The organism is Kitasatospora sp. NPDC047058, assembly GCF_040643935.1.
Taxonomy (GTDB): Bacteria; Actinomycetota; Actinomycetes; order Streptomycetales; family Streptomycetaceae; genus Kitasatospora.
The window spans coordinates 1-23,537 of the sequence record NZ_JBEYVJ010000071.1 but is presented as its reverse complement, the minus strand read 5'-3'; the positions used below and the strand labels follow the sequence as shown (position 1 = coordinate 23,537).

The 23,537-nt window shown below is 72.0% G+C and carries 22 protein-coding genes, 1 pseudogene and 1 riboswitch; of the genes and pseudogenes, 11 read left to right on the top strand and 12 right to left on the bottom strand.

Annotated elements, in window-relative coordinates; genetic code table 11:
• Positions 1–3 precede the first annotated feature (3 nt).
• Positions 4–2,244 carry an acyltransferase family protein gene (locus tag ABZ885_RS14175; RefSeq protein ID WP_360187455.1) on the top strand — a complete coding sequence of 747 codons (2,241 nt, stop codon included), beginning with the start codon at positions 4–6 and terminating at the stop codon, positions 2,242–2,244.
• Here the strand turns inward: ABZ885_RS14175 and ABZ885_RS14170 are convergent.
• The 5 genes from ABZ885_RS14170 to ABZ885_RS14150 form a co-directional block, all read right to left on the bottom strand.
• Entirely contained in the window at positions 2,214–3,434 is a 1,221-nt protein-coding gene (locus tag ABZ885_RS14170; RefSeq protein WP_360187453.1) for a hypothetical protein, read from the bottom strand. The genes ABZ885_RS14175 and ABZ885_RS14170 overlap by 31 nt on opposite strands.
• A gap of 53 nt (positions 3,435–3,487) precedes the next feature.
• Entirely contained in the window at positions 3,488–4,939 is a 1,452-nt protein-coding gene (locus tag ABZ885_RS14165) for a glycosyltransferase family 2 protein (protein WP_360187451.1), read from the bottom strand.
• A 67-nt stretch (positions 4,940–5,006) separates the two neighbouring features.
• Complete coding sequence (locus ABZ885_RS14160) at positions 5,007–5,861, bottom strand: hypothetical protein (RefSeq protein WP_360187449.1); 855 nt, start codon at positions 5,859–5,861, stop codon at positions 5,007–5,009.
• Positions 5,862–6,015: 154 nt separating this feature from the next.
• Positions 6,016–7,482: a glycosyl hydrolase gene (locus tag ABZ885_RS14155; protein WP_360187447.1), complete on the bottom strand. Its 1,467-nt coding sequence runs from the start codon at positions 7,480–7,482 to the stop codon at positions 6,016–6,018.
• 166 nt (positions 7,483–7,648) lie between these two features.
• Positions 7,649–8,719 (bottom strand): hypothetical protein, encoded by a 1,071-nt coding sequence (locus ABZ885_RS14150; RefSeq protein WP_360187445.1) that lies wholly within the window; start codon positions 8,717–8,719, stop codon positions 7,649–7,651.
• A gap of 498 nt (positions 8,720–9,217) precedes the next feature.
• Positions 9,218–9,359: riboswitch (cobalamin riboswitch) on the top strand.
• A 188-nt stretch (positions 9,360–9,547) separates the two neighbouring features.
• On the opposite strand from ABZ885_RS14150, the gene ABZ885_RS14145 reads away from it, so the two are divergent.
• Both ABZ885_RS14145 and ABZ885_RS14140 read left to right on the top strand, forming a co-directional pair.
• Positions 9,548–11,959, top strand: coding sequence for a ribonucleoside-diphosphate reductase subunit alpha (locus ABZ885_RS14145; protein WP_360187468.1), 2,412 nt, complete (start codon positions 9,548–9,550; stop codon positions 11,957–11,959).
• 20 nt (positions 11,960–11,979) lie between these two features.
• Positions 11,980–12,975: a ribonucleotide-diphosphate reductase subunit beta gene (locus ABZ885_RS14140; RefSeq protein WP_360187466.1), complete on the top strand. Its 996-nt coding sequence runs from the start codon at positions 11,980–11,982 to the stop codon at positions 12,973–12,975.
• Positions 12,976–13,036: 61 nt separating this feature from the next.
• Here the strand turns inward: ABZ885_RS14140 and ABZ885_RS14135 are convergent, their stop codons facing one another.
• On the bottom strand, positions 13,037–13,603 hold the full coding sequence (locus tag ABZ885_RS14135) for a helix-turn-helix transcriptional regulator (protein ID WP_360187444.1): 567 nt from the start codon (positions 13,601–13,603) through the stop codon (positions 13,037–13,039).
• A 95-nt stretch (positions 13,604–13,698) separates the two neighbouring features.
• Here ABZ885_RS14135 and ABZ885_RS14130 point away from each other — a divergent pair, with 95 nt between their 5' ends.
• Positions 13,699–14,622, top strand: a complete 924-nt coding sequence (locus tag ABZ885_RS14130; RefSeq protein WP_360187442.1) for an alpha/beta hydrolase — start codon at positions 13,699–13,701, stop codon at positions 14,620–14,622.
• Positions 14,623–14,684: 62 nt separating this feature from the next.
• On the opposite strand, the gene ABZ885_RS14125 is transcribed toward ABZ885_RS14130, so the two are convergent.
• Genes ABZ885_RS14125 through ABZ885_RS14115 form a run of 3 tightly spaced genes read right to left on the bottom strand, consistent with a single transcriptional unit; the run spans position 14,685 to position 16,113 of the window.
• Positions 14,685–14,978: a DUF397 domain-containing protein gene (locus tag ABZ885_RS14125; RefSeq protein ID WP_360187441.1), complete on the bottom strand. Its 294-nt coding sequence runs from the start codon at positions 14,976–14,978 to the stop codon at positions 14,685–14,687.
• A gap of 43 nt (positions 14,979–15,021) precedes the next feature.
• Positions 15,022–15,231, bottom strand: coding sequence for a DUF397 domain-containing protein (locus ABZ885_RS14120; RefSeq protein WP_360187439.1), 210 nt, complete (start codon positions 15,229–15,231; stop codon positions 15,022–15,024).
• Between the two features lie 27 nt (positions 15,232–15,258).
• Positions 15,259–16,113: a helix-turn-helix transcriptional regulator gene (locus ABZ885_RS14115; RefSeq protein ID WP_360187437.1), complete on the bottom strand. Its 855-nt coding sequence runs from the start codon at positions 16,111–16,113 to the stop codon at positions 15,259–15,261.
• 232 nt (positions 16,114–16,345) lie between these two features.
• Here ABZ885_RS14115 and ABZ885_RS14110 point away from each other — a divergent pair, with 232 nt between their 5' ends.
• The 4 genes from ABZ885_RS14110 (at position 16,346) to ABZ885_RS14095 (ending at position 19,125) form a co-directional block, all read left to right on the top strand.
• Positions 16,346–16,780: an ATP-binding protein gene (locus ABZ885_RS14110; RefSeq protein ID WP_360187435.1), complete on the top strand. Its 435-nt coding sequence runs from the start codon at positions 16,346–16,348 to the stop codon at positions 16,778–16,780.
• The gene (locus ABZ885_RS14105; RefSeq protein ID WP_360187434.1) at positions 16,777–17,049 is read left to right on the top strand and encodes a hypothetical protein; all 273 of its coding nucleotides are present in this window, start codon (positions 16,777–16,779) and stop codon (positions 17,047–17,049) included. The genes ABZ885_RS14110 and ABZ885_RS14105 overlap by 4 nt, the downstream gene beginning before the upstream one ends.
• Positions 17,050–17,443: 394 nt before the next feature.
• Complete coding sequence (locus ABZ885_RS14100) at positions 17,444–17,839, top strand: peptidoglycan-binding domain-containing protein (protein WP_360187432.1); 396 nt, start codon at positions 17,444–17,446, stop codon at positions 17,837–17,839.
• A gap of 224 nt (positions 17,840–18,063) precedes the next feature.
• A complete protein-coding gene (locus ABZ885_RS14095) occupies positions 18,064–19,125 on the top strand; it encodes a ferritin-like protein (protein ID WP_360187430.1) in 1,062 nt (353 codons plus the stop codon).
• Positions 19,126–19,189: 64 nt separating this feature from the next.
• On the opposite strand, the gene def is transcribed toward ABZ885_RS14095, so the two are convergent.
• The 3 genes from def to ABZ885_RS14080 form a co-directional block, all read right to left on the bottom strand.
• Positions 19,190–19,852 (bottom strand): peptide deformylase, encoded by a 663-nt coding sequence (def, locus tag ABZ885_RS14090; RefSeq protein ID WP_360187428.1) that lies wholly within the window; start codon positions 19,850–19,852, stop codon positions 19,190–19,192.
• Positions 19,853–19,879: 27 nt separating this feature from the next.
• Positions 19,880–20,869, bottom strand: coding sequence for a hypothetical protein (locus ABZ885_RS14085; RefSeq protein WP_360187426.1), 990 nt, complete (start codon positions 20,867–20,869; stop codon positions 19,880–19,882).
• Between the two features lie 276 nt (positions 20,870–21,145).
• Positions 21,146–22,432: an HD domain-containing protein gene (locus ABZ885_RS14080; RefSeq protein ID WP_360187424.1), complete on the bottom strand. Its 1,287-nt coding sequence runs from the start codon at positions 22,430–22,432 to the stop codon at positions 21,146–21,148.
• Here ABZ885_RS14080 and ABZ885_RS14075 point away from each other — a divergent pair.
• The 3 genes and pseudogenes from ABZ885_RS14075 to ABZ885_RS14065 form a co-directional block, all read left to right on the top strand.
• Positions 22,427–23,050 carry a GNAT family N-acetyltransferase gene (locus ABZ885_RS14075; RefSeq protein WP_360187422.1) on the top strand — a complete coding sequence of 208 codons (624 nt, stop codon included), beginning with the start codon at positions 22,427–22,429 and terminating at the stop codon, positions 23,048–23,050. The genes ABZ885_RS14080 and ABZ885_RS14075 overlap by 6 nt on opposite strands.
• 137 nt (positions 23,051–23,187) lie before the next feature.
• Positions 23,188–23,409, top strand: a complete 222-nt coding sequence (infA, locus tag ABZ885_RS14070; protein WP_360187420.1) for a translation initiation factor IF-1 — start codon at positions 23,188–23,190, stop codon at positions 23,407–23,409.
• Positions 23,410–23,424: 15 nt separating this feature from the next.
• Positions 23,425–23,537 (top strand): annotated as a pseudogene (locus tag ABZ885_RS14065) (hypothetical protein); the annotation flags it as partial.

The window sequence follows — 23,537 nt, the reverse complement described above, 5'->3', positions numbered from 1 at the left end:
CTCATGTACGACGGGCCCAGCCTCGGCGCGCCCTCGACGGCGAGCGGACCCACGCTGCAGGACATGCGGGAGGCCCGTGGCATCCCGGACCCCCGCGGCAGCCGGTACGCCATCCCCGCCGAACCGCCCAAGCCCCGCCACCCGGTGCCGCCGTCGGTGCGCTTCGACGCGGTGGACGGCCTGCGCGGCCTGGCCATCGCGTCCGTCCTGCTCTACCACACCAACTGGTTCCAGAACGGCCTGTTCGGCGTCGACGCCTTCTTCGTCCTCTCCGGCTTCCTGGTCACCCTGGTGCTGATCCGCGAGCTGGACCGCACCGACGGGATAGCCCTCGGCGTCTTCTACCGCCGCCGGGCCAAGCGGCTGCTGCCCGGCCTGCTGGCGACCGTCCTGATGGTGGTCGTCCTCTCCGCCCTGTTCAGCCCGCTCAAGGACGTCCGGGACCTGCGGCCGCAGGCGCTGGCCGCACTGGCGCAGGTCGCCAACTGGGCCCAGCTGGAACGCGGTGACGCCTACTGGCAGCACTTCGCCGGCATCGACCCGCTGGCCGCGATGTGGTCGCTCAGCATCACCGAGCAGTTCTACGTGGTCTGGCCGCTGCTGCTGCTGATCATCTACGCCGTCTGCCGCCGCTCGCTCGCCGCGGCCGGCGCGGTGACCGCCGTGCTGTTCGCCGGCGCGGCCGCCGTCGCCCCGCTGATGTGGACCGGTTCCAACAGCGACCGCCTGTACCTGGGCACCGAGTCCCGCGCGGTCGGCTTCGCGGCCGGCGCCACCGCGGCCTTCGTGGTGTACCTGCGGCTGCGGCGGCGGGCCCGGGAGGCCGGGGAGTCCGGTTCGCGCTCCGAGCGGCGCTCGCAGGCCCGGTCCGGCCCGGCCGGCACCGCGGTGCTGACCGGCCTCGGCACGGTGGCGCTGGGCGGCCTGGTCTGGGCCAGCCTCAGCGTGGACAACTACCACGAGTCCTGGCTCTACCAGGGCGGTCTGGCCGGCGTCGCGGCGCTCGCGGCCGTCCTCGCGGCCTCGCTCTGCCACGACCGCGGCCCGCTGGTGTGGCTGCTGTCGCTCGCCCCGCTGCGGCTCACCGGCACCATCTCGTACAGCCTCTACCTGCTGCACCTGCCGGTCTACTGGATGCTCCAGCGCTTCGTCGACGACATCTCGCCGCAGCTGCTGCTGGCGATCGGCGCCCCGGTCTCCTGGGTGCTGGCCTGGCTGCTGCACACCGGCACCGAGAAGGTCCGGGTGCTGCGCTGGCGGCCCTGGCCGACCATCCCGCTGCTGATGGCCGCCACCCTGACGGCCACCGCCGGCGCCTGGTTCCTGCCGGCCTGGGTCGAGCACGACATGCGTTCCGGCTCGGACACCAAGCCGCTGGTGCTCGCGCTCGGCGACTCCTTCTCGGAGGACCTCGCCACCGGCCTGTACCGGCACGGCGACCGCTACCGGGTGATCGACGGCGGGATCAGCGGCTGCGGCGTGTTCGGCTCGGAGAAGGTGCGCGGCACCTCCAAGGTGGAGTTCGACACCAGCGACGACTGCCGGGACCGCACCGCGCTCTGGAGCAGGCAGCTGGACGGCGCCACGGCCAAGGCGGTCGTGCTGCACCTCGGCTGGGACGCCGCCGAGCAGTACCTGGACGGCACCTGGCTCAACCCCTGCGACGAGGACTACCGCAACCACTACACCGCCCAGCTCGCCCGCGCGGTCGACCTGGTCCGCGAGCGCGGGCACGGCGCCCGGGTGCTGCTGATGAACGAGCGGGTGCAGAACGGCGCGATCGACAAGACCTGGGGCACCTGCTACAACCAGCAGATCGCCGACTTCGTGAAGGCCTCCGCCGGCTCCGTGCACCTGGTCGACCTGAACGCCTTCTACTGCCCCGGCGGGACGTGCCTCTGGAAGGACCGCGAGGGCCACCTGGTCTCCCCCGCCACCGACGGCGTGCACCTGACGCCGGCCGGCATGCGGCTGGTGACGCCCTGGCTGGAGAAGCAGATCTCCGACGTCCTGGCCTCGGCGCCGGACGCCCCGGCCCCGCAGCCCGCGCCGACCACGGCCGCCCCGCCGCAGGCCGGTCCGGCCGACCCGGCACCCGCGACGGAGCAGCCGGCCCCGGCCGCGACGCCCACCGCGTCGCACCAGCCGACGCCCAAGCCCACCGCCAGCCGCAAGCCGAGCAGCAGCCCGAAGGCCACCCAGCCGGCGGCGTCTCAGCCGGCCGGGGCCGCCGCGGGCGGCTGAACCGGCGGGACCTCGTAGGTCTGCGCGAAGCACTTGCGGATGGCCTCCTCGGAGGCCGGACGCCCCGCGAAGTCCATCCGCGGGGTGTCCTGGTTGGTCGGCAGCGTCGGGTCGATGCCGAAGTAGAGCGACCAGAAGTAGATGCCGGCCAGCTTCCGTTCCTGCGCCACCTGGCAGACCGCGGTGAACCAGGTCGCCTGCACGGGCTCGTTCAGCTCGCGCTTGGTGTAGAAGTCGCCGGGCGTCTTGTAGGCGCCCTTCTGCGCCGGGATGCCCACCTCGGTCAGTTTGGTGGCCGGCTGCGGGCCCTTGCCGCGCTTGTCCAGCCAGCCGTTCCAGCTGGCGGCCAGGTCGCCCACCGAGGCGTCGTCGCCGAGCGACTTGGCCGGGAAGTAGGCGTCGACCCCGGTCTGCTCGGTCGGCACCGGGACGGCACCCTTCGACCAGTTGTCCCAGTTGGCGTCGTACACCACTTCGCCGTGGAAGGTCTTCTTCGCCTGCTCCACCAGCCCGGCCCACTGCGGGGCGTTCTCCAGCGAGTTGAACTCGGTGCCGATGGTGAACTCGGTCGCGCCGTGCTCCTGGGCGGTCTTCAGGTACGGCGCCAGGAAGGTCGCGTAGCTGGCGAACCAGGCGTCCTTGTCGCTCGGGGCGATGTTGCCGCGCCAGCCGTCCTTGACCGCCCGGAGCGACTCCTCGTCCAGGATCGGCCGGACGGTGGTGCGCAGGCCGGCCCGCTTCGCGGCGTCCAGCAGCAGCGCCAGCCGCTCCGGGCCGGGCGTGGTCGGCCGGGCGGCGACCGCGTTGGACTTGCCGCCCGTGGTGTAGAAGGGGAACGAGACCGAGAGCGCGTTGGCGTTCAGGCCGACCACGTACTTGACGATGCGGTCCGCCTTGCCCTGGACGAAGGTCTCCGGGTCGGCCGGGTCGTCCAGCCAGTACACCTGGACACCCCACTCGGGGCTGCCCTTCGCCCACGGGCGGGCCACCTTGGGGCCGGTGTCCTCGGCCGCCGGCGCGTCCTTGCCGAAGCCCCAGACCCGGCCCTGGTCCTCGGCGGCCCCGGCCCAGTGCACCTCGGTCGGCCGCTTGTGGTCGAACTTGAGCGGGTGGTCGCCCCATATGAGCGGGACGGCCACGGTGATGCCGAGCACGGTGGTCGGCAGGATGAAGATGACGAAGCGTTTCATAGTCCTGGCAGCAGTTCCTGGCAGCAGTTCCCGGCCGCCGGTCAGGCCGGCGGTCAGGCCGGCTTGGCGATCACGACGAACTTGTTCTCCTCGCGGCGCAGGAACTTGATCAGCCCCCGCAGACCGCCCCAGCCCTCCAGGAAGGAGAACAGCGGGATGGCGGCGACCACGACGATCGGCTCCCACCACTTGCGGCGGTGGTTGGCCGAACCCACCACGTTGAGCCGCAGGCCCTCCCAGTACGTCCAGATGACGTAGGCGAAGTTGATCGACCAGAGCAGCACCACGGACTGGGTCACCGGCGAGGTGTTCATCGTCCCGGTGAACCACGCGACCAGCAGGACGAGTCCGACGTGCTGCAGCGGGCCGAGCACCCAGCTGACCATGCCCATCCCGATGAACAGCCGGAACCGCAGCGGGATGGTCTTGTTGAAGCAGAGCGCCACCAGGCCCCAGGCCCAGCGCTCGCGCTGCTTGAGGAAGTCGTTGACGCCCGCCGGGGAGGCGCCGTAGCAGCGGCCGTTGAACCAGTCGCTGCGGCCCGGGTAGCGCAGGCAGAAGTTCAGCGCCATCTGGGCGTCCTCGACGATGGTCTTCGGGCCGAAGTCCCAGCCGATGGTGGCCTCCACCGAGGAGCGCACCAGCAGCAGCTCGCCGTGCACGCCGGCGATCGGCGTCCCCGTGCCGGTCATCGCGCGGAACCGGGCGATGTCGTCGGCCGGGCGGATCGCGTCGGCGAGCCAGGTGAAGGTGGAGACGGCGTTCTCCCGGGGGTACGTCAGGATGCCCTGCGCCATGTGCTTGGCCTCGTCCCCGGCGCGGCGCTGCCGGTTGATGAACTGGGCGACCGCGGCGGCGGTGTCCGGCCCGACGCCGGTGTCGTCGTCCATGTGCAGCACCCAGACGTCGTCCTCGGCCTCGCCCTCCTCGATCCGCAGCTCGTGCGAGTAGTGGTTGGCGCGGGCCTTGAACTTGGTGCCGTTGGGCGTCTGGTACGCCTTCGGAACGGTCACGACCCGGATCAGCGGGTGGGTGGCGGCCAGGTCGTCGATCTTCTCGGCGGCCGCGCAGCCCTCCTCGGTGAGGATGTCCACCCGCATCCACGGGAAGTACGCCGGCAGGTGCTCGACGTACGAGAGCACCGAGCGCTCCAGCGCCGGGTAGGTGTCGTGCCGACCGATGGTCGGCACCAGCACGATCAGGTAGTCGTCCTCGGCCGGCGCCGGCGGGGTCATCCTGTCGACCTGCCGCAGCCGGCGGCGGACCATCAGCACGCCCTGGAAGCCGATCAGCACGCCGAACACCGGCATGCCCCAGAGGATCGTGATCGCCCAACCGAGCGGGGTCGGGTTGGGCACGTACGCCCAGATCGAGAAGCAGAAGATGACCAGGAAGGAGACGTAGAACGGGGAGACCCGGGGCTTCCACGACATCTGCCGGTCGGCGAGCCGAGCCGCCTCGCGGGACGTGGTCAGGACCGTCCGCACGGGTGCTGCTGATGACATGGTGACAGTGGTTCCTCGTCTGGTCGGTAGGTCGTCCACCCGCCCGGTCGGGGCGGGTCGTTACGGGTCAGCCCTGGTGCGGGGGCGGCGTGCCGGGGGCCGGCGGGACCGGCCCCGGGGCGACCGGTCCGGGGGTGACCGGCGGGGCCGGCCAGGGCTGCTGCGGCGCCGGCGGCTGGGCCGGCGGCTGCTGCGGCGCCCAGGCGGGCTGGGTGGGCTGGTGCGGGAGCGGCTGGGCGGGCTGGGCCTGCTGGGCGGGCAGCGGCTGCGGCCACGCCTGCTGTGACTGGGGCTGGGGCTGGGGCTGCACCGGCGGCTGGGCCTGCTGCGGGCCGCCGAACGGCTGCGGCTGCACCGGCTGCTGACCGGGGGCCTGGTCCTGCGGCAGCGTCTGCCGCAAAGACCAGTGCAGCTGGTCCGGCTGCGTCGCGAACGGCGACGGCTGCCCGCCGCCCGCCCACGCCGCGGGCGCCGGCGCCCAGCCCGTCCCGGCCCCCCGGCGCAGCGAGACGGCCAGCAGCAGCACCAGCGCGGCGGCGACCAGCACGCCGGCCCCGAAGGTGAGGAGCTTCAGCCAGCCCTGGGTGGTCCCGGTGAACCAGTGCCGCTGCGGCTCGTCCAGCAGGGCGCCGGTCAGGCTGCGCACCCGGTTGTAGCCCTCGACCAGCGCCACGCCGACCGCCACCCCGCGCGCCCACTCCCGGCCGCGGAGCAGCAGGATGCCCGAGGCCAGGTACAGCGCGCCGTAGTTGAGGCTGCCGGTCTCGGCGCCCATCGAGGAGCCGCCGTAGTAGAAGATGCCTTTGACGAAGGTCGTGAAGCCGACCTGCCAGAAGCAGTTGTACGCCGCCCAGGCCAGCAGCACGGCCCCCCAGGCCACGGCGAGGCCGCCGGCCAGGCGGTTCGGACGCGCCTGTGTCATCTCCCGTACCCCCGCCCCTGCCGGGCGCTCCCGGCCTCTACCCGATTCCGCGCCACAGGATGCCACACGGGCGAACGGACCCGGAATTCCCGGGGTTCTGGGGGCCTGCGCCGTGTAACCAAAGTCACCGGGCGGCACCGGGCCGGGTTCCCGGTCACCGGACGTGCAGCCCGCTCCAGTCGACGCCGGGGTTGAACGTGCCGGAGCCGCCGGTGAGCGCCAGTCCGTTGCCGTAGGTGGCCTTGACGTCGGCGTTCGAGTTGCGCGGCTGGTCCGGTGTCAGGTTGTTGTCCGTCAGCGACTGCCCCCAGACCGTCCAGATCGTCCACGGGGTGCGGCGCAGGGTGTCCGGCTGGCGGGCGTTGACCGGGACGGCGAAGGACTCGGCCAGGATCCGCGGCTTCCCGTAGGCGGCCAGCCCGTCGTAGTAGCGCTTGGTCCACACCTCGCCGGTGCCGATCGGGTGCGCCGGGCTGCCGCTGTAGTCGTCCACGCCGACCACGTCGACGTACTGCGCGCCCGGGTAGTAGTCCCAGGGGTCGACGCCGGGGGCGCCGTCCCAGGAGACCGGGGTCCAGGCGAAGAGCAGGTTGTGCAGGCCCCTGGTCTCCACCAGGTAGTGGTAGGTGATCCGCCAGAGCGCCTGGTACTCGGCCGGCTTGCGGCCGGACCACCAGAAGCCGCGGGCGCAGTCGGCCGCGTTCATCTCGTGGTACGGGCGCAGCAGCACCGGGACGTCGTGCGCGGCCAGGTACTCCAGGTGGTCGGCCAGGTAGGACAGGTCCGTGAGCAGGGCGCGGTACTCGGGGGTGTCGCCCGCGCTGTCCACGACGCGGCCGAACCAGGCCGGGTCCTTGGCGGCGGGCGAGGAGGAGCAGAGCACCCGGTCGAAGGACTTCACGTCCGAGCCCGGGTACGGCTCGTGGAAGGACATCCCGACCAGGCCGGCCGGGGCACCGCCGTTGTCGGGCAGCTCGGTGGTGGTGCCGTCGCAGTTCTTCTGGACGCCGGACGCGCCGTAGCTGCCGTCCTCGGCGCGCGGGTGGCCGGACCAGACGGCGGTCATCAGGTCGACGGCGTCGTCGGTGTACTGCCAGCCGGTCGCGCAGGCCGGCCAGCGGCCCTGCGAGTACGAGCGCGGGTTGCCGACGCCCCAGCCGTTCTGGCCGTACCCGGGACCGAGGTCGGTCTCCACGAAGCCGGGCAGCCTGCCGGTGATGTCGGCGGCCTTCTTGTAGTAGTAGCCGACCTGCTTGGCCCCGGGGTAGTCGCCGTACTGGGGGTTGTAGCGCTCGTTGTGCGCCTCGACGTGCTGGCCGATCACCGTGCCGCCGGAGCGGCCGGCCCGGGCCTCGCGCTCCAGGTCGGCGAGGAGCTGCTGGACGGCCCGGGCGTTCGGGGAGGCCTTCGGGTCGCGTGCCAGCAGTTCGCGGCCGACCTCGGGCGGCAGGGTCCGGCCGGCGCCGTTGAGGGTGAGTTCGCTGCGGGCGGTGGGCCCGGGCGCGGGCTCGTCCTCGGCGCGGCCGTCGTGGCCGGCCAGGACGACCGCCCCGGCGGCCAGGACCGCACCGGCCGCGGCCAGCACGGCAGGCTTGGCGCGCAGCGCTCTGGGCAGGGCCACGGACGATTCCTCCGGAAGCTGACCGGCACCGGCCTGCGCCGTCACGACCGGAACACACGTACGACTGACTGGCGGTGAGCCTGCCACACTCCCCGCACCCGGGCGAACGGGCGCGCCCCGGCGGTTTCCCGGCCGGGGCGCGTGCGCTGCGGGTCCGGCGCGGGCGTCAGCCCGCGGGGGTGGCGGCCGGGGCGGCGGACTTGGCGCGCTGGAGCAGCTGGTTCTTCACGTGCTCGCCGAAGCCCGGGGCCGCCGCGGTGGCGGTGGCGTCCGCGGTGTTGCCGCCCTTGGCGGAGCCCTCGACGGTGAAGTACGCGTACCGGCCCAGGGTGGCCTTGGTGTTGGTGCAGCCGGGCGTGGCGCAGAAGGCCGGCGAGCCCGGGGCGGCGGCGCCCTTCAGGTGGCCGACGTAGCTCTTCATCGAGGTCTCGGCCTGCTGCTTGTGGTCGAAGACCGCGACGCCGACCGTCACCGCGCTGTCGCCCGAGACGTACGTGGCCCGGAGCACCTGGCGGCAGCCCTGGTCGCCGAGGATCTTGCCGAGGCCGCCGACCGTGGAGTTGCCGTCCCAGCAGGGCGAGTCGAGCGAGACCACGGTCCGGTTCCAGGTGGCGCCGTTGACGGTCACGGTGAGCGCCGAGAACAGCGCGGCCGCGTCCTGCGGCGCCGGGTCGGTGGTGGCCTCCCAGAGCGCCTTCGACGGGTCCTCGGGCGCGGCGCTCGGGCTGCCGCTCGCGGACGCCTTGCCGGAGGGCGACGACGCCGGGGTGGTCGCGGTGGCGGTCGGGGTCGGCTCGGCGACGGTCTTCTTGCCGCCGTCGTCCTTCTTCATGAGCATCAGACCGCCGGCGATCAGGCCGCCGACCACGACGACGGCGACGGCCGCGACGATGATCTTCATCCGGCCCTTGCGCTTGGCCTCGGCCTCGTTGCGGTCGGCCATGGCCGCCCAGTCCGGCTGGGCGTTGTGCTGCGGCTGGACGGGCTGGGGCTGGGGCTGCGGCTGCCACTGCTGCTGCGGCGGCATCGCCTGGGCGGGCGGCTGCGGCTGCATCGGCTGCTGCGGCGGCACGGGCTGGGGCTGCATCGGCTGGGGCTGCACGGGCTGCTGCGGCTGCACCGGAGGCTGGACCTGCTGCGGCGGCACGGGCTGCGGCTGGACAGGCTGCGGCTGCGGCTGCACCGGAGGCTGGACCTGCTGCGGCGGCACCGGCTGCGGCTGGACAGGCTGTGGCACCGGCTGCGGCGCGGGCGGCTGCGGCACGGCAGGAACCGGCGGAACCACCGGCTGCTGCGACGGCACCGGCGGCCCGTACGAGGCGGGCGGCGGTCCGAACCCGCCCGGTGCCGGTGGCACCGGCTGCGCGCCGGGGTACGGCGCAGGAGGCACCGGCGCGGCCGGCGGCTGCCCCTGCGGTGCCTGTCCGGGCGCTCCCGTTCCGTCGCTCATGCGTCCCCCTCGCTCCGCTCCCTCATGAGCCGAGATCGTAGGGCATGCGCCTGACGGCGGCTCCGCCCGGTGACCATTCCGTTTCCCAATCCGGACACCCGCGGGCCATCCGCGGCCCCGTCGCGACCTCGCGCGGCCCCGCCGCCGGCCCCCGGCCGGGTCCTGCAGTGGCGGTCGTCACGGCCCCGCCACGGCCCCTCCCAGGCCCCGCCACGGCCCTTCCCCCGGTACCACCGGTCATCACGCCAACACGCGGCGCTGCACAACATGTGGTGTCGCATCGAGCGGACACCACTAGATGTATGCTCACTCCTGCTGTCGACGCAGGGGAACCCGGTGCGAGTCCGGGACTGCCCCGCAGCGGTGTGCGGGCGGCTCCGACCAGAGCCCGCGAGTCCGAGTACCTGCCGACGGCGTGCCTTCCGGCCTCCCCGCAGAGGCCTGCAGCACGAGCAGTACTTCCGGGCCTCGCGGGCGGGCCGGGGATGACACCGTCACGCGACGCCGTCCGGCCCTCGCGCTGTGCTCCCCTGCCCCGAACGGCCCGGTACCCCGATCCACCGCCGCCGATCGCCGCCAGGAGAGAGCGCCTTGACCACCGCTGCCTCAGCCACCCTGCCCGCCCAGGGTTCCCCCGCCGCCCCGACGGTCTCCGACCCGGGCGGCGCGCTGCTCCGGCTGCTGACCGACCGCAGTGTCGACCTGCCGCAGGTGGACCCCGGCCATGTCGCCGCCGCCGCGCTGCGCGGCCGCCACGCCGGTTCGGACTTCGCCGAGCTGCGCGGGCTGGCCGTGGACGCCGCAGCGTCGATGATCGCCGAGGACCCGCAGTACTCGAAGCTGGCCGCCCGCCTGCTCGCGCTGGAGATCGTCGACGAGGCGAACAGCCAGGGCTCGGTCTCCTTCTCCGCCTCGATCGCCGTCGGCCACGCCGAGGGCCTGATCGGCGACACCACCGCCGCCTTCGTCGCGAAGCACGCCGCCGCGCTGGACGCGCTCATCGACCCGCAGGGCGACGACCGCTTCGAGTACTTCGGCCTGCGCACCGTGCAGTCCCGCTACCTGCTGCGCCACCCGATCACCCGCATGGTGGTCGAGACCCCGCAGCACTTCCTGCTCCGTGTCGCCTGTGGCCTGGCGGTCGGCGACAACGAGCAGTCGGTGCGCGAGGTGGCGGAGCTGTACCGCCTGATGAGCCGGCTGGAGTACCTGACCTCCTCGCCGACCCTGTTCAACTCCGGCACCCGGCACCCGCAGATGTCGAGCTGCTACCTGCTCGACTCGCCGCTGGACAACCTGGACTCGATCTACTCCCGGTACGCCCAGATCGCCCGCCTCTCCAAGCACGCCGGCGGCATCGGCCTCTCCTACTCGCGGATCCGGTCCCGCGGCAGCCTGATCCGGGGCACCAACGGCAAGTCGAACGGCATCGTCCCGTTCCTGCGCACCCTCGACTCCTCGGTCGCCGCCGTCAACCAGGGCGGCCGCCGCAAGGGCGCGGCCTGCGTCTACCTGGAGACCTGGCACGCGGACATCGAGGAGTTCCTGGAGCTGCGCGACAACACCGGCGAGGAGGCGCGGCGCACCCACAACCTCAACCTGGCGCACTGGATCCCGGACGAGTTCATGCGCCGGGTCAACGCCAACGAGGACTGGTCGCTGTTCTCCCCGGCCGACGTGCCCGAGCTGGTCGACCTCTGGGGCGCCGACTTCGACGAGGCGTACCGCAAGGCCGAGCTGGCCGGCAAGGCCGTCCGCACCATCCCCGCGCAGACCCTGTACGCCCGGATGATGCGCACCCTGGCGCAGACCGGCAACGGCTGGATGACCTTCAAGGACGCCTCCAACCGCGCCGCCAACCAGACCGCGCTGCCCGGCCGGACGGTGCACAGCTCCAACCTCTGCACCGAGATCCTGGAGGTCACGGACGACTCCGAGACCGCCGTCTGCAACCTCGGCTCGGTCAACCTCGGCGCCCACGTGGCCGAGGGCGCGTCGGCCGCCGACCTGATCGGCGCGATGGACTGGGAGCGGCTGGACGCCACCGTGCGCACCGCCGTCACCTTCCTCGACCGCGTGGTGGACATCAACTTCTACCCGACCGTCGAGGCCGGGACGTCCAACTCGCGCTGGCGCCCGGTGGGCCTGGGCGTGATGGGCCTCCAGGACGTCTTCTTCCAGCTGCGGATCGACTTCGACTCCGCCGAGGCGAAGACCCTCTCCACCCTGATCGCCGAGCGCATCATGCTCACCGCGTACGAGCGCTCCGCCGACCTGGCCGAGCAGCTGGGCCGCCACGAGGCGTACGGCGAGACCCGCGCCGCCCGCGGCGAGCTGCACATCGACCACTTCCCGACGGCCGCCCCGCAGTGGGCCGACCGCTGGACGGCGCTGCGTGCGCGGATCGCCGAGACCGGCCTGCGCAACTCGCTGCTGCTGGCCATCGCCCCGACCGCGACGATCGCCTCGATCGCCGGCGTGTACGAGTGCATCGAGCCGCAGGTGTCCAACCTGTTCAAGCGCGAGACGCTGTCGGGCGAGTTCCTCCAGGTGAACCCCTACCTGGTGCGCGAGCTCAAGGAGCTCGGCGTCTGGGACCAGCAGACCCGGGACGCGCTGCGCGACTCGAACGGCTCGGTGCAGGAGCTCAACTGGCTGCCGGCCGAGGTGCGCTCGCTGTACCGCACCGCCTGGGAGCTGCCGCAGCGCGCGCTGATCGACCTGGCCGCGGCGCGCATGCCGTACCTGGACCAGAGCCAGTCGCTGAACCTCTTCATGGCCGCGCCCACCATCGGCAAGCTCAGCTCGATGTACGCGTACGCGTGGAAGGTCGGTCTGAAGACCACCTACTACCTGCGCTCGCGCCCGGCGACCCGGATCGCGCAGGCCGCGTCCGGCACCGCCCGCACGGCCGCGCCGCAGCCGGCCAACCCGGTCAGCGTGGGCACCCCGACCATGACCCAGGCCGAGCAGGACGCCATCGCCTGCTCCCTGGAGAACCCCGAGTCCTGCGAGGCCTGCCAGTGAGCACCCCCGACGACCGCAAGATGCTGCTCGACCCCGGCTTCGAGCTGACCCTGCGCCCGATGCGCTACCCGTCGTTCTACGACCGGTACCGGGACGCGATCAAGAACACCTGGACCGTGGAGGAGGTGGACCTGCACTCCGACGTCGCCGACCTCGCCAAGCTGAGCGAGGGCGAGCGGCACATGATCGGGCGGCTGGTCGCCTTCTTCGCGACCGGTGACTCGATCGTCGCGAACAACGTGGTGCTGAGCCTGTACAAGCACATCAACTCCCCGGAGGCGCGGCTCTACCTGAGCCGGCAGCTGTTCGAGGAGGCCGTGCACGTCCAGTTCTACCTGACGCTGCTCGACACCTACCTTCCGGACCCGGAGGACCGCAACGCGGCCTTCGCCGCGGTGGAGAACATCCCCTCCATCCACCAGAAGGCGCAGTTCTGCTTCAAGTACATGAACGCGGTCGACCACATCGACTCGCTGCAGACGAAGGAGGACAGGCGGGCGTTCCTGCTCAACCTGATCTGCTTCGCGGCGTGCGTGGAGGGTCTGTTCTTCTACGGCGCGTTCGCGTACGTGTACTGGTTCCGGAGCCGTGGTCTGCTGCACGGTCTCGCGACGGGGACGAACTGGGTGTTCCGCGACGAGTCCATGCACATGGACTTCGCGTTCTCCGTGGTGGACACGGTCCGCGAGGAGGAGCCCGACCTCTTCGACGAGGAGATGGCCAAGCAGGTCACGGAGATGCTGGAGGAGGCCGTCGAGGCCGAGCTCCAGTTCGCCCAGGACCTGTGCGGTGACGGCCTCCCGGGCATGAACACCGCCTCGATGCGCGAGTACCTCCAGGCCGTGGCCGACCAGCGCCTCGCCCGCCTCGGCATGCCGATCCGGTACGGGTCGACCAACCCGTTCGGCTTCATGGAGCTCCAGAACGTCCAGGAGCTGACCAACTTCTTCGAGCGCCGGGTGTCCGCGTACCAGGTCGCCGTCGAGGGCTCGGTCGCCTTCGACGACGACTTCTAAAGAGAAGACGCAACAGCGCTGCCCCGCACGGCCGAGCCGTGCGGGGCAGCGCTGTTCTCGATCAGCCCTCCGGCGGTGCCTCCGGCTCGCCGATCCCGTCCGGGTCGGCCGCCAGCGCCTCCCAGAACGCGACGTAGCTCTGCTCGTGCGCGATGCCGAGCGTGATCAGCCGGGCCCGGGCCGGGGTGTCCGGCGCCGCCGGGTCCAGGCCGGCGCGAAGGTCCCGGTAGGTGTCGCGCCATTGCCGGTGCTGCGCCGCCTGGGCCACGGCCAACGCCGCGACCTGACCCGGCGCGCCCAGGTCGGCGAAGGTCAGCTTGAGCAGGGCGGGGTTCCGGGTCTCCGGTTCGGGCGTGGCGGGGTCGGCGAGCCAGTCCCGCAGCGCCGCACGGCCGGCGTCGGTGAGGTGGAACACCCGGCGTCGGCGCCCGTGTTCCTCCGCCTCCTCGCGCAGAAGGCCCAGCTCGGCCAGCCGGGGCGGGTCGCGGTAGAGCTGGGCGTGCGGAATCGGCCAGTAGCGGCTCACCGACCCCTCGACCTTGGCTTTCAGCTCGTAGGGCGTCATCGGACCGTGCCGGGAAATCAGGCCGAGCACGACCAGCTGGGACGGCGTCAGCTCCTTCGCCATGGCACCCCGCCTCTCCTCATCGTCAAATTGACACCGTATCAATGAGACCTTAGCGTCATCGCGCTGCGACCATATCAATGAGACCGTGGAGAATCGTGATACGCCTGCACCCCGAGATAGCCGACGCCCTGAACCACGTTCCGCCCTTCGACCCGCTCGCGGACCCGGCGGCCACCAGGATGTACCTACGCTCGCTGCTGGCCGCGAAACCCCCAACTGACGATCCGCGCATCGCCGTCGGCCACACCACGGTCCCGGGACCTGCGGGCGACCTCACCGTCCGGATCTACCGGCCCACCGACGCCCGGCCCGGCCCGCGCCCGGGGGTCCTGTACTTCCACGGCGGCGCCTTCATCTCCGGCGACCTCGACACCGGCGACGGCAACTGCCGCGACCTCTGCCTGGCCGCAGGGGCGGTGGTCGTCTCGGTCGACTACCGGCTCGCCCCCGAGCACCCGTACCCGGCCGCCTTCGACGACTGCTACGCGGCCCTGCTGTGGACCGCCGGCCACGCCGACGACCTCGGAATCGACCCCGCCCGCCTCGCCGTCGCCGGCCGCTCCGCCGGCGGCACGCTCGCCGCAGCCGTCGCCCTCGCCACCCGCGACCGCGGCGGCCCGGCCCTAGCATTCCAACTGTTGCTCGTGCCCGCTCTCGACGACCGCTGCGAGCAGCCCTCGGTGGACGAGTGCGTCGACGACCGCATTGTGGACGGCCGGGTCGTCCGTGGCATGTGGAAGCTCTACCTGGACTCCGGAGCCGCCACCCCGTACGCCGCCCCCGCCCGCGCCGAGGACCTCACCGGCCTTCCGCCCGCGTACCTGGAGGTCTGCCAGGCCGACGCCCTCCGCGACGAGGCCCTCGCCTACGCCCACCGCCTCATCGCGGCCGACGTCCACACCGAACTCCACCTGGTCCCCGGCGCATTCCACCTCTTCGAGGGCTACGCCCCCACCACCCACCTGGCCCGCCGCACCACCACAGCATGGACGGAAGCCATCGCGTCAGCCCTCAGGTAGCGGGGACGAGGGAACGACACTGCCCCGCACGGCCACAGCCCGTGCGGGGCACCTCTGTTGTTTCAGGAGGCCGGAAACTCGCCGATCTTGACCGCGGCAACGAAGGAAGACCAAGCATCGGCCGGAAAGAGCAGTGCCGGCCCACCCGGGTCCTTCGAGTCACGGACTGGCACGACACAGGGCACGCCAACAGCCACCTCGACGCACTCGCTCTGCGCGCCCGAGTAGGACGCCTTGCGCCAGTTGGCCCCGACGACGTAGGCCCGACCGCAACCGGCCACTTCGACACAGTCACCGCCTTGCCCGCTGTAACTGCTCTTGCGCCACGAGACATTTGTGAGATCCGCTACGAGCATGCTCCGCCTCTCCACTGCCTGGTGAGAACAGCTCCCACCGCACCTATACGCCCGGAAGCTCTCCCGCCTTGACCGCACCGACGAAGGCCGCCCAGGAATCTGCCGGAAACGTCAGCACAGGCCCTGCAGGATCCTTCGAGTCACGGACTGCCATTCCACGCGGTGCCCACCGCCGGGTCTCGACACACTCGTTCGCCTGGGCGCTGTAGCTGCTCTTGTACCAATCCCGAGCGGCACTCTCCGGCACAGTCATGTGCTCACACCTCTTCTAGTCTTGTCGTCATGTCGCCGCCGCAATGGCCGCGATCATATCCAGCGACTTCATCGGCTCCAGAGCAGTCGATCGCAAGTACTCGAAGACCAGACCGTAGCCGTCCAGCTCGCCCTGTTGCTCCAGGTAATGACTGCTCGTCAGCGTCTCCAGAAACACCGCGCCGGGAGTTGGCGAGTCGGAGAAGCCGTACATCACAAAGGCGCCGCACGCGCCCGCGGTTGCGCCGACATCCAGTGGCACCACCTGCAGAGTGACATTGGGAAGCTGCGCCATCTCTGTCAGGTGCATCAGCTGCTCCCTGTGGACCTCCGCACCTCCCACCGGGCACCTGAGAGCAGGCTCCCAGATGATCGCCCAGAAGCGGGCCGGATCCGGCTTCGCGAGAACTTCCTTCCGCTCCATCCGAATCTCGACCAGCTGATCAATGCGCTCCGGCCGCACAGCTGCAGGATTGGCTTCGAGCAGTGCCCGGGCATAGCGCCTCGTCTGCAGCAAGCCCGGCACAACCATGGTCTGCCACATGCGGATGTACCGCGCATCGTCTTCGAGTCCGAGCACGTCGACATAGGCCGATGGGATCGTGTCACCGTAGTCGTGCCACCAGCCGCGCTTCCTGCTCTCCCTGGACAGCTCTTCGAGAGCGTCGCGTTCCTTGCCAGACACCCCGTACAGATCCAGCAAGATCCCAAGGTCCAGCCGGCGAACTCCCGATGCCCCGGTCTCTATGCGGCTGATCTTGGCGCGGGAACAGGCAAGGGCTTGCGCCGCATCTTCGGTACCCCTGCCCACCGCTTCGCGCAGACGGCGAAGCTCCGAGCCCAGTCGGCGAGCACGGACGGTCGGCCTCAGTTCATCCGCCATGCAGAAGTCCTCTCCCTGACGAGCCCCAGTCTGCCTCGTGACGACGCGTCAATCCAGCGACCCTGAATCTGCATCGTTGCATTCGTTTCGGTTGCAAGTGGCAGCAGTGCAGGTGCATGCTACCTGGAGTAGTGGGCCGCGCCACACACAGTGATCATGGCGGGCTCTTCACCCGGGCATTCCCATGCCCTCTCCAGCGCTCTCACCTGCACACTCCAGAGGTGGCCTCGCCATGCGCAAAACCCTCCCCCTCTCCCCCGCCCCCACCGAGCACGCCTGTTGGCTCCCCCGGCACCGGAAGTCCCCCGGGGCGGCCCGTCAGGAGCTCCGCTGCTTCCTCGCCGACCACCCGGACAGCGAAAACCTGCTCCCCACCGGCGAGTTGCTGCTCTCCGAGCTGGTCACCAACGCCATCCAGCACGCCCGTACGGCCCGCGGCCGCCTCATCCAGATCCGTTTCCGCCTCGTCTGTGGCCTCCTCCGCATCGAGGTGCACGACGCCGACAGCAGGACGCCGGCCCTCCGCGACGCCATGGACTCCGACGAGGCCGGCCGAGGGCTGCTCCTCGTCCACGAGTTGGCGCAGAGCTGGGGCTCCTGCCCGCGCCGGGGCGGCATCGGCAAGTTCGTCTGGTGCCACATCTCCCCCGAGGCGGCCGCCGCATGAGCGCCGTCCGGGCCGAGATCACCGGCATCATGCCGCCCGCCGATTTCCCCGGCCTCGACCTCGCCCTCCCCGTCCTCTGGGAGCACGTCCGCGAACTCCCCGTCCGCGAGGCCCACCGCGACTTCGTCCGCTCCTGCATCGGCCCCGACAGCGGCGACGGGGTCGCCGACTGCCTCGCCCGGGGCGGCCACTGGAGCATCACCCTCTACGTCGGCGAGCTCACCGACTGGACCGCCCACCCGATCACCCTCACCACTCACCACCCCTGAACGTCCCCGCCCCCGCCCGGCGTTCACGCCGGACGGGAGCGGCCGGACCGATTTCCTCTTCTCGACGCGTGCGGCGACAACCAGGGCGGGGGCAACGACGGTGAGTCGTGCGCGACCCTCGGTACAGTGCCGCAGGCCCCAGGCGGCAACACCCGCGCCCGCGAGGAGAAGCCGCCACGTTAGGCGGGCCAGGGCGACGAGGGCCGTGGGATGTCTCAACCTGGGCCCGACCGACCTCTCACATTGCAGGTCAGCGGCATGGGACGTAGCGGATCGACCGGGTGAAACGGAGACGGGTTGTCTCCCCCGGAGACGTGGGAAATCGTTGCGCTCACCGGATCAGGCTCACCCACCCCGCGGGACGGGTGAGCCTCACAAGAAGAGGGGGGACTTCATGAAGTTCCGTTTGGGCCGCCGCGCCCGTGTGGCCACGACCGTCGGCGCGGTCGCCGTGGCGAGCCTGCTTGCCACCTCCAGCCCCGCGTCCGCGTTGCCTGGCGCAGGGTACATCCGCTACGGGGAGACGGGCGACCGGGCGCTCTGCGTCCAGCTCGGGATCGACTCGATGGACAACAGCACCATTTACACGTACCCGGACGGCCAATTCGGCCCCAGCACCCTGAAGGCGCTCAAGGCGTTCCAGTCCTACTGGCACCTGGACCCGGACGGGGTCGTCGGCCCCGCCACCGGTACCAAGCTGATGGAAATGATCTACCTGGACTCGAAGCGGGCCGGGCGCGCGGATAGCGACAACACCTGGTGCTACAGGGTTCTCCCGACGTACAGCTGAGCCCCAGCGCCCCCGGCCTTGGAAACAAGCGCCGGGGGCGCAGCACTGTCCGGCGCTTGGCCGTCACCGCTCTCGCTGACCGCCTCCCGGCCCGGTCTTCCTCGACTGACCTGCCGACCGCCTCGCCCATCCGGGTGAACGCCCGTGCCACACCGACGCCAGATGTCTGCACGCGATCCACCCCCGAGTACGGTCCGGCGCACAGCCGAACGAAAGGGGTACCCATGACCGCGGTCCTGGACTACGAGGGCGACGGCATCGTCCAGCTCATGAGCATCGCCGAGGACGAGTGGACCGAGCAGGAGCTCAAGGACGCGCTCCAGCACGCGATCCTGCTGGAGCTCTCCACCGTCCCGCCCTACGCCACCGCCCTCTGGTCGATCACCGACCCGGACAACAGCAAGCCGGTACGCCACACCATCCGCGAGATCGTCTTCGACGAGATGTCGCACTTCGGTCTCGTCTGCAACATGCTCACCAGCATCGGCGGCACCGTCGTCCTCACCGACCCGAAGGCCGTCCCGAAGTACCCCGGCCCGCTCCCGGGCGGCGTCAACCCCGGCCTGGAGGTCTTCCTCAGCGGGCTCACCCGCGACTCGGCCACCCTCTTCGCCGAGATCGAGAAGCCGGACAGCCCGCTCGCCTTCGCCGCTGACGGCAACACCATCGGCGCCTTCTACCAGCGGATCGCCAACGTCTTCCCGACCTTCGCCCACCTGCTCACCGGGCAGCGGCAGGTGAGCTTCCCGCTCGGATCGAGCCACGGCGCCGGCAACGACATCGTGCCGATGAACACCATCGACGACGTGCTGCAGGCGCTCACCGTCATCCAGGAGCAGGGTGAGGGCACCACGGCCTCCCCGGTGAACCCCTTCCCCGGCTCCCCGGGCGAGCTCGCCCACTACTACGCCTTCAAGGAGATCGCGGTCGGCAAGAAGCTGATCTTCGACGACCAGACGGGGAAGTTCGAGTTCGCCGGCCCCGACCTGCCGCTGCCGGACACCTCCCCGGTGGCCCGGGTCCCCGCGGGCGGCTGGGCCGACTCCCCCGGCAACGAGCCCGATGCGACCACCGCCGGTCTCCTGCACGCCTTCAACCAGCACTACAGCGACATGCTGCGCGCCCTGGAGGGGGCCTGGGGCGCCGACGGGCCGGACTCGATCGGCCCGGCCATCGGCCTGATGGGCCAGATGCGCCGCGCGGCCCAGCAGATCAACGGCGTCAAGCTCCCCGCCGACCCCCGCTTCACCTACGGCCCGGAGTGGCTCCTCGTCCCGGCGGTGTGACCGGAACACGCAGGGCCGGTACGGAAAGCCCGTACCGGCCCTGCCTGCTGACGTCCGGCCGGCGTTACTCGTTCGGCACGGTCGCGTACCGCGGCGTCCCCTCGGCCATCTGCCGCAGGGCGTCCTTGCGGTCCCGCTTCGACAGCTTGTCGATGTAGAGGGTGCCGTACAGGTGGTCGGTCTCGTGCTGCAGGCAGCGGGCGAAGAAGCCGGTGCCCTCGACCCGGATCGCCGTGCCGTCCTTGTCCACACCGGTCACCGCGGCGTACTCCGGGCGCGGCAGCTCGGCGTACGCGGTCGGCACCGACAGGCAGCCCTCGTTGCCGTCGTCCAGCACCCGCCGGCGGTCCTTCGGGAAGTCCTCCAGCACCGGGTTGATCACGTGGCCGATGTGGCGCACGCCCTCGTCGTCCGGGCAGTCGTAGACGAAGACCTTGAGGTCCACGCCGATCTGGTTGGCGGCCAGACCCACGCCCTCGGCCGCGTACATCGACTGGAACATGTCGTCGATCAGCGCGGACAGCTCACCGTCGAACGCGGTGACGTCCTTGACCTCGCGGTGCAGGACGGGGTTGCCGAACACGGTGATCGGGCGCGCAGTGCCCTTGGAGAGGTCCGGCTCCTCACCGACCACCTTCACGGGGGCCTCGGGCGCCGCCCCCTCCACGTCGTGCTCGTGCTCGTGGTCGTGCTGCTCGGCCTGCTCCGCCATGTCTTCCGCTTCCATAGGTCTACGCGTACCTCACCAGGGTACTCAGCAGACTTCTTCGAGATCCCGGTAAGCCCGGGTGCCCGGGGAGCCCACCACCCAGCGGTCCAGCAGCGTGCGGACCAGATCGGCCGGGGCCGCGATCCCGCACTCCCGCTCGACCAGCCAGGACATCCCGCCCGCGCCCTGGCTCAGGTGGCTCAGGTGCCCCGGGTGGGCGGCGTCCCCGTCGTCGTGCGGGTCGTGGTGCGCGGTGTGGCCGTCGTCCGAGGCCATCCGGCTCTCCGAACAGGCCCGGCAGAGCAGCCGCACCGAGGACGTCCAGTCCTCCGCCGCGTACCCCGCCTCCGCGACCAGCCGCTCCAGCGCGTCCCGGTCACCGGCCGTGGCCGCCTGCAGCAGCACCACGTAGGTCGGGACGGGGGACGGCGCCCACAGCTCGATCTCGTCGAACACCGGGTACGCCACACCGTCCGTCACCCGCTCGCCGTGCGGGGCGCCGTCGTGCAGCACCACCTCGCCCCAGCGTCTGCCGGAGGACGGCAGCGGGATGGACAGCACCTCGATCCGGGCCGGGTCCAGCCGCCGGCCCCAGACCACCTCGGACTCGCCGTCCGGCGACAGCCGCACCGGCGTCGTCCCCAGGTCCAGGCTCACCGGGCCGTCCGGCTGCGCGCCGGGCCCGCCGGGCAGCTTCAGCCCGTACGCCTGCCAGGCGCGGCGGGCCAGCGGCCAGTCCTGCAGCGCCGTCGCGGTGATCCCCAGGTTCCACCAGTCCGGTGCGCCCTGCTCGCGGTCCAGCAGCGCGACCGCGCGCAGCCCGGCCGCCCGCGCCTGCTCCCAGTCCCGCCGGAACTTGTGCAGGAGGGCCAGGTTGAACCACGAGTCGGACAGCCACGGTTCGAGGTCGGCGGCCATCACCAGCAGGGCACCCGCGTCCTCGTACCGGCCGTCGCCGATCAGCGTGAAAGCCCGGTCGGTCGTCTGCCGCCAGGTGGCGGACGGCCGGTGCCGTGCCCGGTGGAAGATCCTCACGTTCGTCCCTGCCGTCGTCGTCCGCTCAAGTCCGCATCCGCTCCCGCGTCACGGGCCCCGGTGCTCCGGGTCGGTGTTCCGCGCTACGACCGCATCCAACCACGCCCGCCGCCGCCTGCGCTCCCCACCGCCGCGGTTGCCCCCGCCACCGGCCCCCGCCCCTACCCAGCCTGCCCGCCCCGCCGCCCGGCCTCAACCCCAACGGGCCCGCCGGTCTCCCCTGCCGCCGCGGACGGGGACCCCTGGGCACCGCCCCCGCGCCCGGAACGCCCCGCACTACCCCCGGACCCGGACGAGTGCGTCGACCACCCGGGCGTCGTAGACCCGGCCCCGCCCCAGCCGGAGCAGCTCCAGTACCTCCAGCCGCCCGACCGCCTCGCCCACCCCGCGCCCGCGGGCGGCCGTCAGCAGGTCGTCGTGCGCGTTCGCCACCCGGATGATCCGGGCCGCCAGCGGCACCGCCCGCTCGTCCTCGTCCGGGCGCCCGGTGCAGGGGTCCGCCAGCCGGGCGACCTGCTCGGCCACCTGCCGCGGCACCCCGGTCCGCCGGATCACCTCGCTGCCCAGCCGGGCGATCCGCTGCTGCTCCTCGTCCGGCAGCAGCTCGGTCGCGCCGTCCGGCACCGGCTCGACCAGCGACAGCTGCCCGATGTCGTGCATCAGCGCCGCGTACTCCAGCAGGGCGAGCTCACGGGTGCCCAGCCCCAGCTCGCGGCCGACCGCGCACGCCGTGTCGGCGACCCGGCGGGCGTGGCCGGGCGGGGTGTAGCCGGCCACCTCGGTGGCCCGGGCCAGGCTGGCGATGGTCTGCCCGGTGGTCGCCCGGATGGCGCCGGCCCGCCGGAACGACACCTGGGCCAGCAGCAGCGGCGCGCAGAACAGCGGCAGCGCCCAGAGCCCCACCTCGCCCGCGGCCAGGCTGACCAGCAGCCCGGTGGCGGTGATCGCCGAGCCGATCCCGAACAGCGAGCGCAGCTCGTCCTCCAGGGCCGCCGGGAACCGCCGCCCGCTCCGGTCCCGCCGCAGCACCGCCGCCAGGGTGGCGTCGCAGAGCGCGGCCAGCGCGGCCACCAGGGTCAGGAACACCCCGTACGCGGGGCCGTCCGGTGAGATCCGGTCGACCAGGCCGCTGTTGTAGAGCGGCTGGAAGACCGCCGCCGCGAAGCCCGCGCCGAGCAGCCGCCGGGCGGCGCCGTCCCGCCGGGCCCGGTCCCGCCAGGGCGCGGACCGGTGCCCCCGGGCGCTGCGCGGCAGCAGCGACGCCGACAGCAGGGCGAGCAGCAGGCCCACCCCGGTCACCGCGACCACCTGGAGCACCCCGTGCGCCGTCGGCAGCCCGCGCAGCGGCCCGAGCAGCGCGTACGCGAGCGCGCCGGCCGCCCCGATCGGCGCCTGCTCGCGGTCGCCCGGAAGGGTGATCCGGACGCATTCGCCGAGCGCGATCAGCACCGTGAAGGCCAGGGCGACCCCGGGTTCGGCGACTCCGCGCACCGCCACCGCCCCGACCGCCAGGGCCAGCAGGGCGAGCGCCCCGCCGTACACCGCCAGCGTGCCCCCGTGCACCGCCCGGGCCCCGGGCGGCGCGCGGACCTTCCGACCCCGCTGTACACCGTGGCCGACGAGGCCGACCACGACTCGACGTCCGCCTGGAAGCGGGCCGGCTTCACGGCCGAACGCCGCGAGTGGGGCTACCTCGTGCCCACCGACCCGCAGGTCACCGGGCTCGGCGCGGTCCGACCCCCGTCGGGGGTGACGATCGTGCCCGCCGGTGAGGCGGAGGAGGGCCCGCTGCGGGATCTGGACCGCAGCATCCGCGAGGAGGTCGAGGCCACCGTCGGCTGGCAGACGATGCCGGCCGAGGTGCTGCCGCGCCCGACCGGGACCACCGTGCTCTACCCGTCGAAGTACGCGGTGGCGCGGCAGGCGGAACGGTACGTGGGACTCGTCCGGGTGGCTCCGCTCACCCGGCAGCCGCGGATCGGCCTGATCGCCGTCCGCGCCGACCGGCACCGCCACGGCATCGCCCGGGCGTTGCTGGCCCACGTGCTGGGATCGCTCCACCAGTCCGGGACCGAGTCGGCGTGGGCCGAGGTGAACGAGTCCAACGCGGCGGCCACCGCCCTGTTCGAGGGCATCGGAGCCCGCCGCGCGGGCAGCATTCTGGAGCTCGTCCGGCGCTGAGACCCCGCCACACCGCTCCGGGCGGCCGGGCCGGTCCGACCGTGCCACGCCCGAAACAGGAGCGACGAAAGCCGCTCCGACGACCACAGACGCATTCCTACCGACCACACCGTCACCGAACGGAGAAGTGAGAGATCATGACCAAAACAGCAGGGGCCATAGAAGTCGAAGGCACCGTCACCGAGTGCCTGCGCAACGCCACCTTCAAGGTGGAGCTCCGGAACGGGCACACCGTGCTCGCCCACATCAGCGGCAAGATCCGCAAGAACTACATCAAGATCCTCCCGGAGGACCGGGTGCTCGTGGAACTCAGCCCCTACGACCTCACCCGCGGCCGGATCCGCTACCGCTACCGGTAAGCGCGGAGGGGGGCGTCGGGTGCCGGCCCTGCACCGCTGCGCGAGTCGCTGGCCGGCGACAAGGTCAACCGGGTGCTCGGGATCGTCAACGGCACCACCAACTTCATCCTCGACAAGATGGACACCAC

Coding starts and splice junctions, on each gene's coding strand:
- ABZ885_RS14175 (WP_360187455.1), top strand. CDS start 4: ATGTACGACGGGCCCAGCCTCGGCGCGCCCTCGACGGCGAGCGGACCC.
- ABZ885_RS14170 (WP_360187453.1), bottom strand. CDS start 3,434: ATGAAACGCTTCGTCATCTTCATCCTGCCGACCACCGTGCTCGGCATC.
- ABZ885_RS14165 (WP_360187451.1), bottom strand. CDS start 4,939: ATGTCATCAGCAGCACCCGTGCGGACGGTCCTGACCACGTCCCGCGAG.
- ABZ885_RS14160 (WP_360187449.1), bottom strand. CDS start 5,861: ATGACACAGGCGCGTCCGAACCGCCTGGCCGGCGGCCTCGCCGTGGCC.
- ABZ885_RS14140 (WP_360187466.1), top strand. CDS start 11,980: ATGCTGCTCGACCCCGGCTTCGAGCTGACCCTGCGCCCGATGCGCTAC.
- ABZ885_RS14135 (WP_360187444.1), bottom strand. CDS start 13,603: ATGGCGAAGGAGCTGACGCCGTCCCAGCTGGTCGTGCTCGGCCTGATT.
- ABZ885_RS14125 (WP_360187441.1), bottom strand. CDS start 14,978: ATGCTCGTAGCGGATCTCACAAATGTCTCGTGGCGCAAGAGCAGTTAC.
- ABZ885_RS14120 (WP_360187439.1), bottom strand. CDS start 15,231: ATGACTGTGCCGGAGAGTGCCGCTCGGGATTGGTACAAGAGCAGCTAC.
- ABZ885_RS14115 (WP_360187437.1), bottom strand. CDS start 16,113: ATGGCGGATGAACTGAGGCCGACCGTCCGTGCTCGCCGACTGGGCTCG.
- ABZ885_RS14110 (WP_360187435.1), top strand. CDS start 16,346: ATGCGCAAAACCCTCCCCCTCTCCCCCGCCCCCACCGAGCACGCCTGT.
- ABZ885_RS14105 (WP_360187434.1), top strand. CDS start 16,777: ATGAGCGCCGTCCGGGCCGAGATCACCGGCATCATGCCGCCCGCCGAT.
- ABZ885_RS14100 (WP_360187432.1), top strand. CDS start 17,444: ATGAAGTTCCGTTTGGGCCGCCGCGCCCGTGTGGCCACGACCGTCGGC.
- ABZ885_RS14095 (WP_360187430.1), top strand. CDS start 18,064: ATGACCGCGGTCCTGGACTACGAGGGCGACGGCATCGTCCAGCTCATG.
- def (WP_360187428.1), bottom strand. CDS start 19,852: ATGGAAGCGGAAGACATGGCGGAGCAGGCCGAGCAGCACGACCACGAG.
- infA (WP_360187420.1), top strand. CDS start 23,188: ATGACCAAAACAGCAGGGGCCATAGAAGTCGAAGGCACCGTCACCGAG.